This is a genomic window from Pseudomonas sp. GM55 (assembly GCF_000282395.1).
Lineage (GTDB): Bacteria > Pseudomonadota > Gammaproteobacteria > Pseudomonadales > Pseudomonadaceae > Aquipseudomonas > Aquipseudomonas fluorescens_CC.
In genome coordinates this window covers 93,783-107,155 of the sequence record NZ_AKJJ01000048.1, presented here as the reverse complement: position 1 = coordinate 107,155, position 13,373 = coordinate 93,783, and the positions used below count along the sequence as shown (strand labels likewise).

12 protein-coding genes are annotated in these 13,373 nt (G+C 59.4%); 6 read left to right on the top strand and 6 right to left on the bottom strand.

Annotated elements, in window-relative coordinates; all coding sequences use genetic code 11:
• The 4 genes from PMI31_RS13530 to yaaA all read right to left on the bottom strand — a co-directional run bounded on the left by PMI31_RS13530 (nt 1) and on the right by yaaA (nt 5,765).
• Nucleotides 1-1,170, bottom strand: coding sequence for an alginate biosynthesis protein Alg44 (locus tag PMI31_RS13530; RefSeq protein ID WP_008018603.1), 1,170 nt, complete (start codon nt 1,168-1,170; stop codon nt 1-3).
• A gap of 36 nt (nt 1,171-1,206) precedes the next feature.
• Nucleotides 1,207-2,688: a mannuronan synthase gene (alg8, locus tag PMI31_RS13525; RefSeq protein ID WP_008018602.1), complete on the bottom strand. Its 1,482-nt coding sequence runs from the start codon at nt 2,686-2,688 to the stop codon at nt 1,207-1,209.
• 170 nt (nt 2,689-2,858) lie between these two features.
• On the bottom strand, nt 2,859-4,175 hold the full coding sequence (locus PMI31_RS13520; RefSeq protein WP_008018601.1) for a nucleotide sugar dehydrogenase: 1,317 nt from the start codon (nt 4,173-4,175) through the stop codon (nt 2,859-2,861).
• Nucleotides 4,176-4,985: 810 nt separating this feature from the next.
• Entirely contained in the window at nt 4,986-5,765 is a 780-nt protein-coding gene (gene yaaA / locus PMI31_RS13515) for a peroxide stress protein YaaA (RefSeq protein WP_008018600.1), read from the bottom strand.
• Nucleotides 5,766-5,944: 179 nt separating this feature from the next.
• Between yaaA and PMI31_RS13510 the strand changes: the two genes are divergently transcribed.
• From PMI31_RS13510 to PMI31_RS13485, 6 genes are all read left to right on the top strand, one after another.
• Entirely contained in the window at nt 5,945-7,069 is a 1,125-nt protein-coding gene (locus tag PMI31_RS13510) for a polysaccharide deacetylase family protein (protein ID WP_008018599.1), read from the top strand.
• 336 nt (nt 7,070-7,405) lie between these two features.
• Nucleotides 7,406-8,800 (top strand): PhoH family protein, encoded by a 1,395-nt coding sequence (locus PMI31_RS13505; RefSeq protein WP_008018598.1) that lies wholly within the window; start codon nt 7,406-7,408, stop codon nt 8,798-8,800.
• A gap of 227 nt (nt 8,801-9,027) precedes the next feature.
• Nucleotides 9,028-9,501, top strand: coding sequence for a cyclic pyranopterin monophosphate synthase MoaC (moaC, locus tag PMI31_RS13500; protein ID WP_007972660.1), 474 nt, complete (start codon nt 9,028-9,030; stop codon nt 9,499-9,501).
• Nucleotides 9,498-9,740, top strand: a complete 243-nt coding sequence (gene moaD / locus PMI31_RS13495) for a molybdopterin converting factor subunit 1 (RefSeq protein WP_008018597.1) — start codon at nt 9,498-9,500, stop codon at nt 9,738-9,740. The genes moaC and moaD overlap by 4 nt, the downstream gene beginning before the upstream one ends.
• A 3-nt stretch (nt 9,741-9,743) precedes the next feature.
• A complete protein-coding gene (gene moaE / locus PMI31_RS13490; protein ID WP_007989960.1) occupies nt 9,744-10,196 on the top strand; it encodes a molybdopterin synthase catalytic subunit MoaE in 453 nt (150 codons plus the stop codon).
• A 306-nt stretch (nt 10,197-10,502) separates the two neighbouring features.
• Nucleotides 10,503-11,279 carry an ABC transporter substrate-binding protein gene (locus tag PMI31_RS13485; protein ID WP_008018596.1) on the top strand — a complete coding sequence of 259 codons (777 nt, stop codon included), beginning with the start codon at nt 10,503-10,505 and terminating at the stop codon, nt 11,277-11,279.
• Nucleotides 11,280-11,395: 116 nt separating this feature from the next.
• Here the strand turns inward: PMI31_RS13485 and PMI31_RS13480 are convergent, their stop codons facing one another.
• A complete protein-coding gene (locus tag PMI31_RS13480; RefSeq protein ID WP_007972668.1) occupies nt 11,396-12,037 on the bottom strand; it encodes a helix-turn-helix transcriptional regulator in 642 nt (213 codons plus the stop codon).
• 89 nt (nt 12,038-12,126) lie between these two features.
• A complete protein-coding gene (locus PMI31_RS13475; protein ID WP_008018595.1) occupies nt 12,127-13,254 on the bottom strand; it encodes an NAD(P)/FAD-dependent oxidoreductase in 1,128 nt (375 codons plus the stop codon).
• Nucleotides 13,255-13,373: the final 119 nt, after the last annotated feature.

Below are 13,373 nucleotides of genomic sequence, written 5' to 3'. Positions count from 1 at the left end.
TTACAGACCAACAGCCATGGCTTTGTCGATCAGCCAGTTCAGGTTCGGGCCACGGTCGCTGTTCACTTCCACCGGACGACCGGCGAGGGAGCTGTCCAGGGTTTCGTCCGGCTGGATCAGCACGCGGATGTCGGAGGACAGGTCGGCGCTCTTCAGGCTGGTGCTGCTGACGATCTTGCCGGTGCGAGAGTGGTCTTCGCCGGCGATCTGGAAGCGCACCGAAGTACCCGGGCGCACGTCGCTGAACTGGCGATAGGAGAAGCGCGCTTCGACGTTGGCTTCGCTGTTACGCGGCACCAGCTGGAAGATCACGTCACCCTTGCTGGCGTACTGGCCGTTGGCGACCATTTGCTGGGCTACGGTGCAGTCGCAAGGCGAAGTCAGCGTGCCGGTCATTTGTTTGCCGAACAGCTCTTCAACCTTGGCCGGTTGCAGTTGGTCTTCGTCCAGATGGCCCTTGAGCACGTCGAGCATGCTGGTGCTGAAGGTCGCCAGCGGTGCGCCTTTGGCGGCCACGCCGTCGGCTTTCACCAGGCTCTGCACGGTACCGTCGCGAGGCATGGTGATGTTCACGCCAGGCACGCTGACCAGGCCGGCCTGGGCATGGCTGACGAAGTACATGCCGTACACCGATTTGAAAACGAAGCCGAACGCGGCCAGGCCAACCACGAAGACCCCGAGGCTGAAGGTCACGGCTTTCATGCGTCCGAACGCGGTCATGCCATGGCCGCCGTCCTTGATCTTGCGCGCCTTGGTGAAGTTGTCGCGCTGCAGGGTCGCAAGCATTTCACCCACGCTGACGATGTCGCCGGCCAGGTGCGAAGTGATCAGGTGGCGCAGGGTCGAGATGTCCCGTGGTTCCAGGTTCTGGAACTGGCAGCCGGCGCGTCCGGTCTCGCGATCGAAAGAGCGGACCTGCAACTCGACGTCCATGGCCAGGCCGAGGTTGTCGATGACGAATTGCAGGCGGGCCTTGTACACGTCACCCATTTTCAGCGGCAATTGACCGGCGTTGAACGCCAGGCCACCGGCGGACAGGTCGATCACCCGGGCTTCGACCGGTGTCCGGTCAGGGCCGAAGAAACGCAACTTGGCCGGGATTTTCACGCGGGCGTGTTGGCGCTGGGCTTCGGATTCATGCACTACGTTGGCGTTGACGGCGGTATTCATAAAGGCGTTTTCCTGGTTAATTCAATAAGGGGGCGGTCAGACCATCAACAGCAGCACGGCGACAAAAATGCTGCCGGCAGAGAAGGTCATGGTCCGAGACGACCAGGTGTTGAACCAACGTTGAAAGCTGGCGAGATCACGGGTCAGGGAAGTGGGCTGGCGAGTCCAGGATTGTTGGTCGAGGCGGAAGAACACGTAGATCTTCACCAGTGCACCGACGATCTGGTTGTAATAGAGAATCGCCGGGTAGGCCGGGCCGATCCGGTGTCCGGAGCACGACAGCAACAAGGTCAGGATGAACCGGGTAATGCCGATCCACAGCAGGTACACCAGGATGAACGCGGTGCCGTACTTGAAGCTGGCGATCAGTGCCACGGTCAGGCCCAGCAGCGAGGTCCACATCGACACGCGCTGGTCGAACAGCACCACCGAAGTGAACACGCCGAGGCGTTTGATCCCCAGGCCCAGGGCACGGGAGTTCTGCCGCAGGTTATTGCCGTACCAGCGGAACATCAGTTTGCGACTGGCCTTGATGAAGCTCTTTTCCGGCGGGTGTTCAACGGTGTTGATCGCCGCGTCGGGCACGTAGAACGTGTCGTAGCCCAGGCGCATCAGGCTGAACCAGCTGGACTTGTCATCGCCGGTCAGGAACTTGAAGCGGCCCAGGCGCCAGTGTTGCAGCGAGTCGCTTTCCACGTCGGCGATGAAGTCCGGATTGGTGACCACGGTGGCGCGGAACACCGACATGCGGCCGGTCATGGTCAGCACGCGCTTGGACAAGGCCATCGAACACATGTTGATGTGGCGTTGGGCGAAACGCAGCTTGTGCCATTCGCTCATGATGTAGCCGCCGCGCACTTCGCAGAATTCGTTGGTGGTCAGGCCACCGACGTTGCCGAACATCTGGAACCACGGCACAGTCTTGAGCACCACGCCTTCGGCCAGCACGGTGTCGCCATCGATCACGGCGACCACGGCGCGATCATCCGGCAGGTGCCGGGAGATGGCGCGGAAGCCGTAGGCCAGACCATCGCGTTTGCCAGTGCCGGGAATGCGCACGAAGTCGAGCTTGACCCGGGACGGCGGGTTCATCCGGTTCCACAGGCTTTTTACCAGCAGCTCATCGGACATTTCCACGATGGAGCAGACCACGGTGGTCGGCAGGCCGCAGTCGATGGCTTCGCGGATCACCGAGCTGTAGACCTGCGCAGTGGTCAGGGCGTCGATGCGGAAACTGGTGACCATCAGAAACACGTGGGACGGGTCAGCCGCTTTGCCCAGCTTGCGCACTTTGCGCCGCAGGTGCGGGTAGACGATGTACAGAAAAATCATGCCGCGCACAAAGTGGGTGGCACCCATCGAGTAGCGCCAGATACCCACGGCGCCAATCAGGAAAATGAAGTCCTTCGACTCGGAGTCGAACGTGGACACGGGCAACGCCATGGCGAGGCCCATCAGTAAACTCAGGTAGAACAGCCAACCGGCGGCCTGGAGTAGGCCGTGTTTTAGCCTGTGCATAATCGGAATCCTAAAGTCAGTTGCAAGTCTCGCGCCCCCTGTAGGAGCCGGCTTGCCAGCGATGGCGATCTCAGGTACGCCTTCGCTGACGAGCCAGCTCCTACAGGTTTGCGGTGATCTGTAGGAGCCGGCTTGCTGGCGATCAGCGCGAAGCGCTTACAACCTGCCGGTTACCAGCAGATACCTTCGGCGCGGCCAGTGGTGCTGGTGGCCTTGGACATGAAGCCGACCAGGTCGATCACCTGCTTGCCGTGCGGAACGTCCTGCACCAGCGCGCGGAATTTCTCGTCGCGGTTGCCGAGGATGATTACGTCGGAGTTGTTGATCACCGCGTCGAAGTCCGAGTTGAGCAAGGACGAAACGTGAGGGATCTTCGATTCGATGTAGTCCTTGTTGGCACCGTGAACGCGGGCGTACTCGACGTTGCTGTCGTAGATGCTCAGGTCATAGCCCTTGCCGATCAGCATTTCCGCCAGGTCAACCAGCGGGCTTTCGCGCAGGTCGTCGGTGCCGGCCTTGAAGCTCAGGCCCAGCAGGGCAACTTTGCGTTTGTCATGGCTGGAAACGATGTCGAAAGCGTTCTGCACCTGGGATTCGTTGCTGCGCATCAGCGAGTTGAGCAACGGGGCTTCCACGTCCAGGGAGCCGGCGCGGTAGGTCAGGGCACGCACGTCTTTGGGCAGGCACGAGCCGCCGAAGGCGAAGCCCGGGCGCATGTAGTACTGGGACAGGTTGAGGGTCTTGTCCTGGCAGACCACGTCCATCACTTCGCGACCGTCGACACCGACTGCCTTGGCGATGTTGCCGATTTCGTTGGCGAAGGTGACCTTGGTGGCGTGCCACACGTTGCAGGTGTACTTGATCATCTCGGCGACCGCGATGTCCTTGCGGATGATCGGGGCGTCGAGCTCTTCGTACAGCGATTGCAGAACGTCGCCGGACGCTTTGTCGAATTCGCCGATGACGGTCATTGGCGGCTGGTCGTAGTCGGCGATGGCGGTGCTTTCGCGCAGGAACTCAGGGTTCACGGCCACGCCGAAATCAACGCCGGCTTTCTTGCCGGAGCAGTCTTCGAGAATCGGGATGACCACGTTGGCCACGGTACCCGGCAGCACGGTGCTGCGCACGACGATGGTGTGGCGGGTGGTCTTGTCACGCAGCACGAAACCGATTTCGCGGCACACTGCCTCGATGTAGTTCAACTCCAGGTCGCCGTTCTTTTTGCTCGGCGTGCCCACGCAAATCATCGACAGATCGGTGTCGCGAATCGCCTCGGCGAAGTTGGTGGTGCCACGCAGGCGACCGGTCTGGATGCCCTGGGCCAGAAGTTCGCCCAGGCCGGGTTCAACAATCGGCGATTTGCCGGCATTGATCATGTCGATCTTGTCTTTGGCCACATCGACGCCAACGACGTCATGACCCCGTGCAGACAGGCAACCGGCACATACTGCGCCGACGTAACCCAAACCGAAAATGCTGATGCGCATCGCAATTACCTCTGTATTGATCAAGCCATTAAATGGCCGGAGTTAATGGTGTTCAGCGGTGATAGTGCACTCGCAAGTGCGCCTTGCAGGCACAATGATGCCGCGTGCTGGCATATAAGTTACGAGTGTCTAAATAAATGCACTCAAGGTGTGCGTAACTAGGCCTTGTTATTATGATTTGCCCTGTTATGCAGCCGATCCTCTTTTAAAAAGATCCAGGTGCAAAGGCCTTGCACGCTTGATCTCAGGCTGAAAGCCCGTGGATCAAGCGCTTTGGTGCTCGGGTGAGCACGTTTGTAGGGGCGCTGCCTTGGCCTTGTAGGGGATAGTCATATCGCGTTATCTCCTGTCCGCTAGCTGTTGTCCAAATCAGTGATTAGTCGGCACAAGTTATTATTACAACTTCGCTACACGAATCGCTTATCTGCGTAAGTTATCTCGTACACGCTCGGCGAGAATCGTTACCGGTGGTATGAGCGGTGAGTTTTGACATAGTTCCAGACCGCCTGGCGCGAAATCTGAAATTTTTTGAAATATTGAGAAAGATGGCACTGCTCTCAAACTGATAGCACTTGCCGTTTCGCCCTTTATATATAGGCGGATAATTGGGGCGGATAGTTTTTTGCCACTACTGTTAAAAAAAGTCAGTGCCACTACGCAAAAAAATGATTGAAGTCGAGTGAAACTAAAGTTAGGAAAATGAGTGGTGAATTTTTGGCGCCATAAAAATGGCGAAGATGGCGGGAAAGTCTGAAGTGAATCCAGGGTCGGCGCACGAGGGTTGGGGCAGTCGTGCGCCGACTGGATGCATCACTCTGGTGCGTGATCGCGCAGGAACACCAGATTGTCCGGTTTGGAATGTTCAGCGCTGTAGCGATAGCCTTGAACGTCGAATTGCTTGAGGGTCGCCGGATCGTTGATGCGTTCTTCGATGACGAAGCGGCTCATCATGCCGCGAGCCTTTTTCGCGTAGAAGCTGATGATCTTGTACTGGCCGTTCTTCAGGTCCTTGAATTCGGTATTGATGATTCGTGCGTTCAAGGCGTTGCGTTTGACCGCCGAGAAGTACTCGTTGGACGCCAGGTTGAGCAGCACATCATCGCCTTGATCGGCCAGGGCTTCGTTGAGCCATTCGCTGATGCGTGTACCCCAGAAAGCATACAAATCCTTGCCCCGGGCGTTGGCCAGTTTCGTGCCCATTTCCAGGCGATAAGGCTGCATCAGGTCCAGTGGGCGCAACAGGCCATACAGGCCGGACAACATGCGTAAATGCTGCTGGGCATAGTCGAAGTCGGCTTCGCTGAAGGTTTGCGCATCCAGCCCGGTGTAGACGTCGCCCTTGAAGGCCAGCAGCGCCTGCTTGGCGTTTTCCGGAGTGAACGCGGGTGTCCAGCTGCCGAAACGCGCGGCGTTGAGCCCGCCGATCTTGTCGGAAACATGCATCAACTCGCTGATCTGCGCCGGGGACAACTCGCGCAATTGCAGGATCAACTCCTGGGAGTGGTCGAGGTACTGCGGCTGGGTGAAGCGCTGGGTCACCGGCGGTGTTTCATAGTCGAGGGTCTTGGCGGGTGAAATCACCATCAGCATGAAGTCGTCTCCTTTAATCGTGGCGGCGATTCTAGGGGGTTGTCCTCGCTGACTCCAGCTATCGCGTCCATAGGTGATGGCCGGTGGCCTTGCACAAAACCCTGTGGCTCTGTGTTGCTGCGGGAATTGGGAGTGGATCAGCTATAGTGCCGCGCGGGTTTTGTTATGGAGACATCCCATTGCGTATCGCTTTTCTCATCTCGATCTGGCTACTGAGCTTCGGCGCCCTCGCGGCGCCGGGCGATGTGGCGACGCTCGATCGCAGCACCTGGCCGGAAAAACTCGGCAACCCGACGCTGTTCGACGTCGCGTCGAGGGCCGAGATTCTCATGTATTCCAGCGTACTGTTGGCCAGCGAGTCGCTGGATGAAACCGCCCTGGCCCAGCGTCTGGGCCTGCGCACGATCAATCTGGAGTCGGTCAACCGGGTTCGCCAGCGCATGTGGCAACGGCTGCTGACCAACTACAACTATGCCCAGCAGAGTTGCGACCAGGATGCCTCCTTCTGTTTTCTGGTCGAGGACATGCCTACCCTGCGCGAACAGGCCAGCAAGTTCCAGGTCAGTGCAGACAGCTACTACATCAAGTGGGCCGAGCCGAGCCGTGTGTTCCACACCCAGTACCTGGACGAACAGTTGCGCAAGGCTGCGCTGTTCCCGCAAACCAGCAGCGAAGTCGATCGTTTTGGCGACTATGAGCGCACCGGCGACGAGATGCATGACCGGCTGTTTCTGCTGACCTTCGACAGCGCCGCCAACGCCGCGCCGGACAATACGGCCTGGGTCACCGAGTACCTGCGCAAGTCGAACATGAACGGCACGTTCTTCGTTCTCGGCAAGGACTTCCAGGCCCGTTTGGCAGAGCATTCGGTGAGCAACCTGCAAGCGACCTACTCGACCCAGTGCATCGGCGTACAAGGCTGGGAGTTCCGTTCCCACAGCCACTGGCAGGACTGGCAGGACTCGGTGCGCCGCAGCGCCGAACTGGTCAAAGGCAAGCTGCCGGAGAACTACGTGCCACTGTTCCGTCCGCCCGATGGCCAGCGCCGTTCCGATGCCGAAGGTTTCTTCAAGGCTCAGGGTCTGCAGGTAGCGCTATGGGACATCGACGCCCAGGACAGCGCCGGCAAACTCAAGGGCAACCAGAGTGCGCAACGGGTGCTGACCCTGATGCTGCTGTGGCGGCATGGTGTGATCAATTTCAATGCGAAGCAGGATGGCGTGAAAACGGCGTTGCCGTGGCTGGTCACGCAAACGGCGCCTGTCGGGATCGGCTGGGAAGATTGCCAGGATGCGTTTCGCTGAAAGCGGCAAAAGCCCGTAAACATTGGGGATGGGCCGATTTTAAGCGGGATTTCACTGCAGGTTGATCTCTGACTGTAAACGGGTGATGGCAGTCCGCCAAGTGTTATTGGTCATTCTGAAAAATAAACTTCAAAAAAGCGTCAAAGTACTTTTTTCTGTCACACGTTTTGGAGTATTACGAAGACAGACCGCCGAAACCTGCAACACAGGTGGCGTCTCCCAAGACCCCGCATGTATGCAGAACACTTGAGTCCCCGCAGGTGTATTCGGCAGTCACTTCGAGGCGCAGCACCGTCAGGGTATTGCGTCGACTGGCTCCCACAAAGGTGACCGAGTATGGATGATCACGGACGTAGCTCTTCTTCCAACCAGCCAATCCTTTATGTACTCGATACCAACGTATTGATTCACGATCCAAACGCGCTGCTCAACTTCGAAGAACACCACGTTGCGATCCCGATGACCGTGCTTGAAGAGCTCGACAAGCTCAAGAGCGGGCCTCACAGCGTTGCCGCAGAATGCCGCCAGGCCATCCGGCTGATCGACAAGACACTGGGCGATGCCTCTCCCGAGGACGTCGAGCAGGGTGTTCCGATCCAGCGTGGCAAAAGCGGACCCAAAGGGTTGCTGTCAATTCTGATGATCAGGAATGCCGAGCCGAACCTGATTCTGCCCGAGCACCTCAATGACAACAAAATCATCAACCAGCTGATCGACCTGCACGCGCGCGATCCGAAGAAGCCCGTGGTGCTGGTCACCAAAGACATCAACATGCGCCTCAAGGCGCGCGCCTGCGGGATCGCGGCCGAGGACTACAGCACCGACCAACTGGTCGACGATGTGTCCTTGCTGCCCAATGGCTACCACAATATGACCGGCTCCTTCTGGGACCGAGTCAGCAAGGTCGAAACCCGTCAGGATCATGGCCGCACCTGGCATCAGGTGCAGTTGATCGACAACCTGCCGGCGGTGCACATCAATGAATTCATCATTGATGAGCAGGGCTTTGTCGGCTGGATCAAGGAGATTGAAGAAGACCGTTTGCTGATCCTCGACTTGCACCAGGAACCGCTGCTGCACCAGGAGGCCTGGGGCCTGAAGCCGCGTGATATCTATCAGAGCCTGGCGTTGTACGCTTTGCTCGATCCGGACATCCACCTGGTCAACCTGTCGGGTGCCGCAGGCTCGGGTAAAACCATCCTGGCGCTGGCCGCTGCGATCGAGCAGACCATGGTCAGCAAGCGCTATCGCCGTATCATCGCCACCCGAAGCGTGCAGGGTCTGGACCAGGAAATCGGCTTCCTGCCCGGCACCGAAGCAGAAAAAATGGAGCCGTGGCTGGGCGCCATCACCGACAACCTCGAAGCCTTGCACATGGATGACGAAAGCACCCATGGCAGCGTCGACTACATCCTCAGCAAAGTGCCGTTGCAGTTCAAATCCCTCAACTACATCCGGGGCCGCAGCTTCCAGCAGAGCCTGATCCTGATCGACGAATGCCAGAACCTCACGCCGCACCAGATGAAAACCATCATCACCCGTGCCGGCGCCGGTTCCAAAGTGGTGTGCCTGGGCAACCTGGCGCAGATCGATACCCCTTACCTGTCCGCGACCAGCTCCGGGCTGACCTACCTCACTGAACGCTTCAAGGACTTCCCGAACGGGGTGCACATCACCCTGCAAGGGGTGCCACGTTCGATCCTGGCCGAATACGCCGAATCGCATCTGTAACTGTCCACCGGAACCGGGCGGCTTCACAGCCGCCCGGTTTTTTTTTGTCGTACGCATAACCCTGTAGGAGCCGGCTTGCCGGCGATGGGGTAATGAGCCTTGTGTTGAACTCAAGGCCGCCATCGCTGGCAAGCCAGCTCCTACAAGGCGAGGTACGTCCGATAATCAGGCGTGCGAAAATTTGACCCGCAGGTTTACAATCGATACTCCTGATCAGGAGTAATCCCGTGCTGACTCATCTCGATTCCCAAGGTCGCGCCAACATGGTCGACGTCACTGAAAAAGCCGTGACATTCCGTGAGGCGACGGCCCAAGCCCTGGTGCGCATGCTGCCCGAGACCCTGCAGATGATCGTCAGCGGCGGTCACCCCAAGGGTGATGTGTTTGCCGTGGCGCGCATTGCCGGCATCCAGGCGGCGAAGAAAACCAGCGATCTGATTCCCTTGTGCCATCCGCTGATGCTGACCGGCGTCAAGGTCGAGCTCAGTGCCGAAGGCGATGACTCGGTGCGTATCGTGGCGCGCTGCAAGCTGTCCGGGCAGACCGGCGTCGAAATGGAAGCCCTGACCGCCGCCAGCGTCGCCGCGCTGACCATCTATGACATGTGCAAGGCCGTGGACCGCGGCATGACCATCGAAAGTGTGCGTCTGCTGGAGAAGGTCGGCGGCAAGAGCGGACATTTCCAGGCGGAGCAGCCATGAACGTGACCGTGAAGTTTTTCGCCCGTTATCGTGAAGCGCTGGGGCTGGACTCGGTGAAGGTTCAAGGCGATTTCGCCACCGTCGACGACGTCCGCGCACTGTTGGCCCAGCGTGACGGTGCCGAAGTATTGAGCGAGCAAAACCTGATGTGCGCCCGCAATGAAGACCTCTGCCAGCTCGACGAGCCGGTGAGTGATGGCGATGAAGTGGCGTTCTTTCCGACCGTGACCGGAGGCTGAGGCATGGCGATTCGCGTGCAGTCCACCGCGTTCGACCCGGGGGCCGAAGTCAACGCCATGCACGATGCCAATGTCGGCGTCGGCGCGGTGGTGAGTTTTGTCGGCTACGTGCGCGACTTCAATGACGGCCTCGACGTGGCCGGGATGTTCCTCGAACACTATCCGGGCATGACCGAAAAAGCCCTTGGCAAGATCGCCATCGAGGCCGAACAACGCTGGCCATTGCTCAAGCTGGAAGTGTTGCATCGCATCGGCGCCCTGGAACCTGGCGAGCCGATTGTCTTCGTCGGCGCTGCCAGCGCCCATCGTCAGGCGGCATTCGACGCCTGCGCCTTTGTCATGGATTACCTGAAAACCCGCGCACCGTTCTGGAAGAAAGAAAACACCAGCGACGGGCCGCGTTGGGTCGAGGGCCGTGACAGCGATCATGCGGCGGCGGATCGCTGGAAGCAGTAATTCCTGCGGCGTTCTTTAGTCAGTCTTCGCGGGCGAGCCCGCTCCCACAGGGTTCTGCGTCGTACACAAAATTTGTGCTCAACCAGATCCACTGTGGGAGCGGGCTTGCCCGCGAAGAGGCCATCTGCTTCACCCCATAACCTCCTGAGACACCACCCGACCATCGGCCGGCACGGGCTGCATTTGCCTCATTGACGACTTATACATAAAAGTCCAGTATGGAATTATAAGTACAAAAAAGGTTTCCACCCGTTTCAGCTTTTTCTTCTGTCTTGCCAAACCAACAATAACCGCGAGAAAACGAACATGAAGAAGTTCCCCCTCATCACCGGTCTGGCCCTGAGCCTGTTGGCGTGCAGTAGCGTGTTCGCCGCCGAGAAAACCTTGCGCATCGGCATCGAAGCGGCGTATCCACCGTTCGCCTCGAAAACCGACAAGGGCGAAATCGTCGGTTTCGACTATGACATCGGCAACGCCCTGTGCGCGCAGATGAAGGCCAAGTGTGTGTGGGTCGAAGGCGAGTTCGACGGTCTGATTCCTTCCCTGAAGGTGAAGAAAATCGACATGGCGTTGTCGTCCATGACCATCAACGAAGACCGCAAGAAATCGGTGGACTTCACCCACAAGTACTATTTCACCTCGTCGCGCCTGGTCATGAAGGACGGCGCGGTGGTGGATGACCAGTACGCGAGCCTCAAGGGCAAGACCGTCGGCGTGCAGCGCGCCACCACCACCGACCGTTACGCCACCGAGGTGTTCGAGCCCAAGGGCATCAACGTCAAGCGCTACAGCAACAACGAAGAAATCTACATGGACCTGGCCGCCGGTCGCCTCGACGCGATCTTTGCCGACACCATTCCGCTCAATGACTTTCTGTCGATGCCGCGTGGCCAGGGTTATGCCTTTGTCGGGCCGGAGCTGAAAGATCCGAAGTATGTGGGCGAAGGGGCCGGGATTGCCGTGCGCAAGGGCAACTCCGAACTGGTCAGCGAGCTGAACACGGCCATTGATGGCATTCGTGCCAGTGGCGAGTACCAGAAGATTTCCGAGAAGTATTTCAAGTCTGATATCTACGGCGACTGACAAACCGCCATCGCTGGCAAGCCAGCTCCCACAGGGGATTTGTGAACGCCACAGATCAAGTGTGGGAGCGGGCTTGCCCGCGATTGGGCCAGACCAGCCAACAAAGTTACTAGATCCTAACCCTTCAACTCCTTCAAATGCTTGTACACCGTCGCCCGGCCCATGTTCAGCACATTGGCCACGTAGTTCGAGGCGCTTTTGCCCTTGAACGCGCCTTCGGCGTGCAACGCCAGCACCAGCTCGCGTTTGTGATCGCGGGTCAGCAGGTTCAGGCTCAACTGACGTTCTCGCAGCCAGGCGTGGAGGAAGGTGTTGATCCGCTCCTGCCAGTCATCGCGAAACAGTGCATCCGGTTGCGGGATCAGCTTGGTCGGCGACAGGAACAGGTCCAGGGCGGCCTTGGCATTCTCGAACAGCGAAATATTCAGGTTGATGCACAGCACGGCCAGCGGATGCCCCTCGCTGTCGCGCAGGACGGTGCTGAGGCTGCGAATCTTCTGACCATCCCAATTGAGCTTTTCGTACGGCCCGATGTTTCGTTCGCTGACATCGTCGCTGAGCATGTCTTCCAGCGCCGAGTCGTCGCCGATTTCCCGCTTGGACAGGTTGTTGGCGATGTAGTCGACCTTTTGCGTGCGCAGGTCGTGCAGCACCACTTCGGCGTGGGGGAAAAACAACGTGGCGATGGCGTCGGCGATTGCGTGGAAGTTATCCAGGGACGTGTCGTCCAGGGCCGAGTCTTTTTCGGGGGCGTTCATTGGTGGAACTCCAGGCAGCGTCAACGCCCCATCAAAGGGGCGCTGAAAGTGTGCCGTAATCGTGTGGGCACGTCACCTGAGGATCAGGATCAGCCGAGGCGGGCAGGGGAGAGCATTTCGGCGTTCAGGCCGAAACGGCCGAACGACTCGGGCAACGCCGCACCGCGCACCAGTGCTGCGCTGGCCTGGCCCATGGCCGGTGAAGTCTGGATGCCATAACCACCTTGCGCCGCGACCCAGAACAGCCCCGGCACCTGTGGATCGAAGCCGGACAGCAGATCGCCGTCGCTGACGAAGCTGCGCAGGCCGGCCCAGGTCCGGGTCGGGCGGCGAATGGTCAGGGTCGTGGCCTCTTCGATCTGGTAGATGCCCATGGCAATGTCCAGCTCTTCGGGCTGCACATCGTGGGGTTCGACCGGGTCGGCGTTGGCCGGCGAGCCGAGAAACATCCCGGCGTCGGGTTTCATGTAGAAGGATTCGTCGAGGCTGACCAGCATCGGCCAATGGTGGATGTCCACGCCCTCCGGGCCGGCGAAGATGAACGCGGCACGGCGTTTCGGTTGCAGGCCCAGTGGCTTCGCACCGGCCAGTTCACCGATCTTGTCGGCCCAGGCGCCGGCGGCGTTGATGATGACCGGGGCGCTGAAGGTCTGGCTGTTGGTCTGAACGTGCCATACACCTTGGCCGTCGCGGCTCAGGCTGACCACTTCGCTGTCGGTATGCACTTCGCCCTGGTTGCGACGGATGCCGCGCAGGTATCCCTGATGCAGGGCATCGGTGTCGATGTCGCTGGCGGTCGGGTCGTAGATGGCGCCGTGGACCTTTTCCCGGCGCAGGATCGGCACCAGCGCGCAAGCCTCGTCGACACCGAGCAGTTGCATCTGCGGCACCGTGGTTTTTGCGCTCTGGTACTGCCGGTTCAATTCATCCGGGTCACCGGTGAAGTCCACGGTCATTTCGCCGCGCGGGGTCAGCAGCGGGTGTTCGCAGAAACCGCTGGGCGGGTTGTCGAAAAAGTCCCGGCTGGCCAGGGTCAGCGCCCGCACTTGTGGGGTGCCATAGGCTGCGGTGTACAGCGCAGCCGAACGGCCGGTGGAGTGATAGGCCGGATGGGATTCGCGTTCGAGCACGATCACGCGGCCGTGCTGCGACAGCCAGAAACCGGTGGAAGCACCGGCAATCCCGCCGCCGATGATGATGAAATCTGCCTGGCTCATGAACGTCTCCTGATAACGCACAAATGCTGTAGGTAATTTCTGTAGGAGCCGGCTTGCTGGCGATGGCATCGCCGCGGTTTACCAGACGGACCGCGGCGTCTGCATCGCTGGCAAGCCAG

Bases quoted from the DNA above. Each gene is read 5' to 3' on its own strand.
- PMI31_RS13530 (WP_008018603.1), bottom strand. From the start codon at position 1,170: ATGAATACCGCCGTCAACGCCAACGTAGTGCATGAATCCGAAGCCCAG.
- alg8 (WP_008018602.1), bottom strand. From the start codon at position 2,688: ATGCACAGGCTAAAACACGGCCTACTCCAGGCCGCCGGTTGGCTGTTC.
- PMI31_RS13520 (WP_008018601.1), bottom strand. From the start codon at position 4,175: ATGCGCATCAGCATTTTCGGTTTGGGTTACGTCGGCGCAGTATGTGCC.
- yaaA (WP_008018600.1), bottom strand. From the start codon at position 5,765: ATGCTGATGGTGATTTCACCCGCCAAGACCCTCGACTATGAAACACCG.
- PMI31_RS13505 (WP_008018598.1), top strand. From the start codon at position 7,406: ATGGATGATCACGGACGTAGCTCTTCTTCCAACCAGCCAATCCTTTAT.
- moaD (WP_008018597.1), top strand. From the start codon at position 9,498: ATGAACGTGACCGTGAAGTTTTTCGCCCGTTATCGTGAAGCGCTGGGG.
- moaE (WP_007989960.1), top strand. From the start codon at position 9,744: ATGGCGATTCGCGTGCAGTCCACCGCGTTCGACCCGGGGGCCGAAGTC.
- PMI31_RS13485 (WP_008018596.1), top strand. From the start codon at position 10,503: ATGAAGAAGTTCCCCCTCATCACCGGTCTGGCCCTGAGCCTGTTGGCG.
- PMI31_RS13480 (WP_007972668.1), bottom strand. From the start codon at position 12,037: ATGAACGCCCCCGAAAAAGACTCGGCCCTGGACGACACGTCCCTGGAT.
- PMI31_RS13475 (WP_008018595.1), bottom strand. From the start codon at position 13,254: ATGAGCCAGGCAGATTTCATCATCATCGGCGGCGGGATTGCCGGTGCT.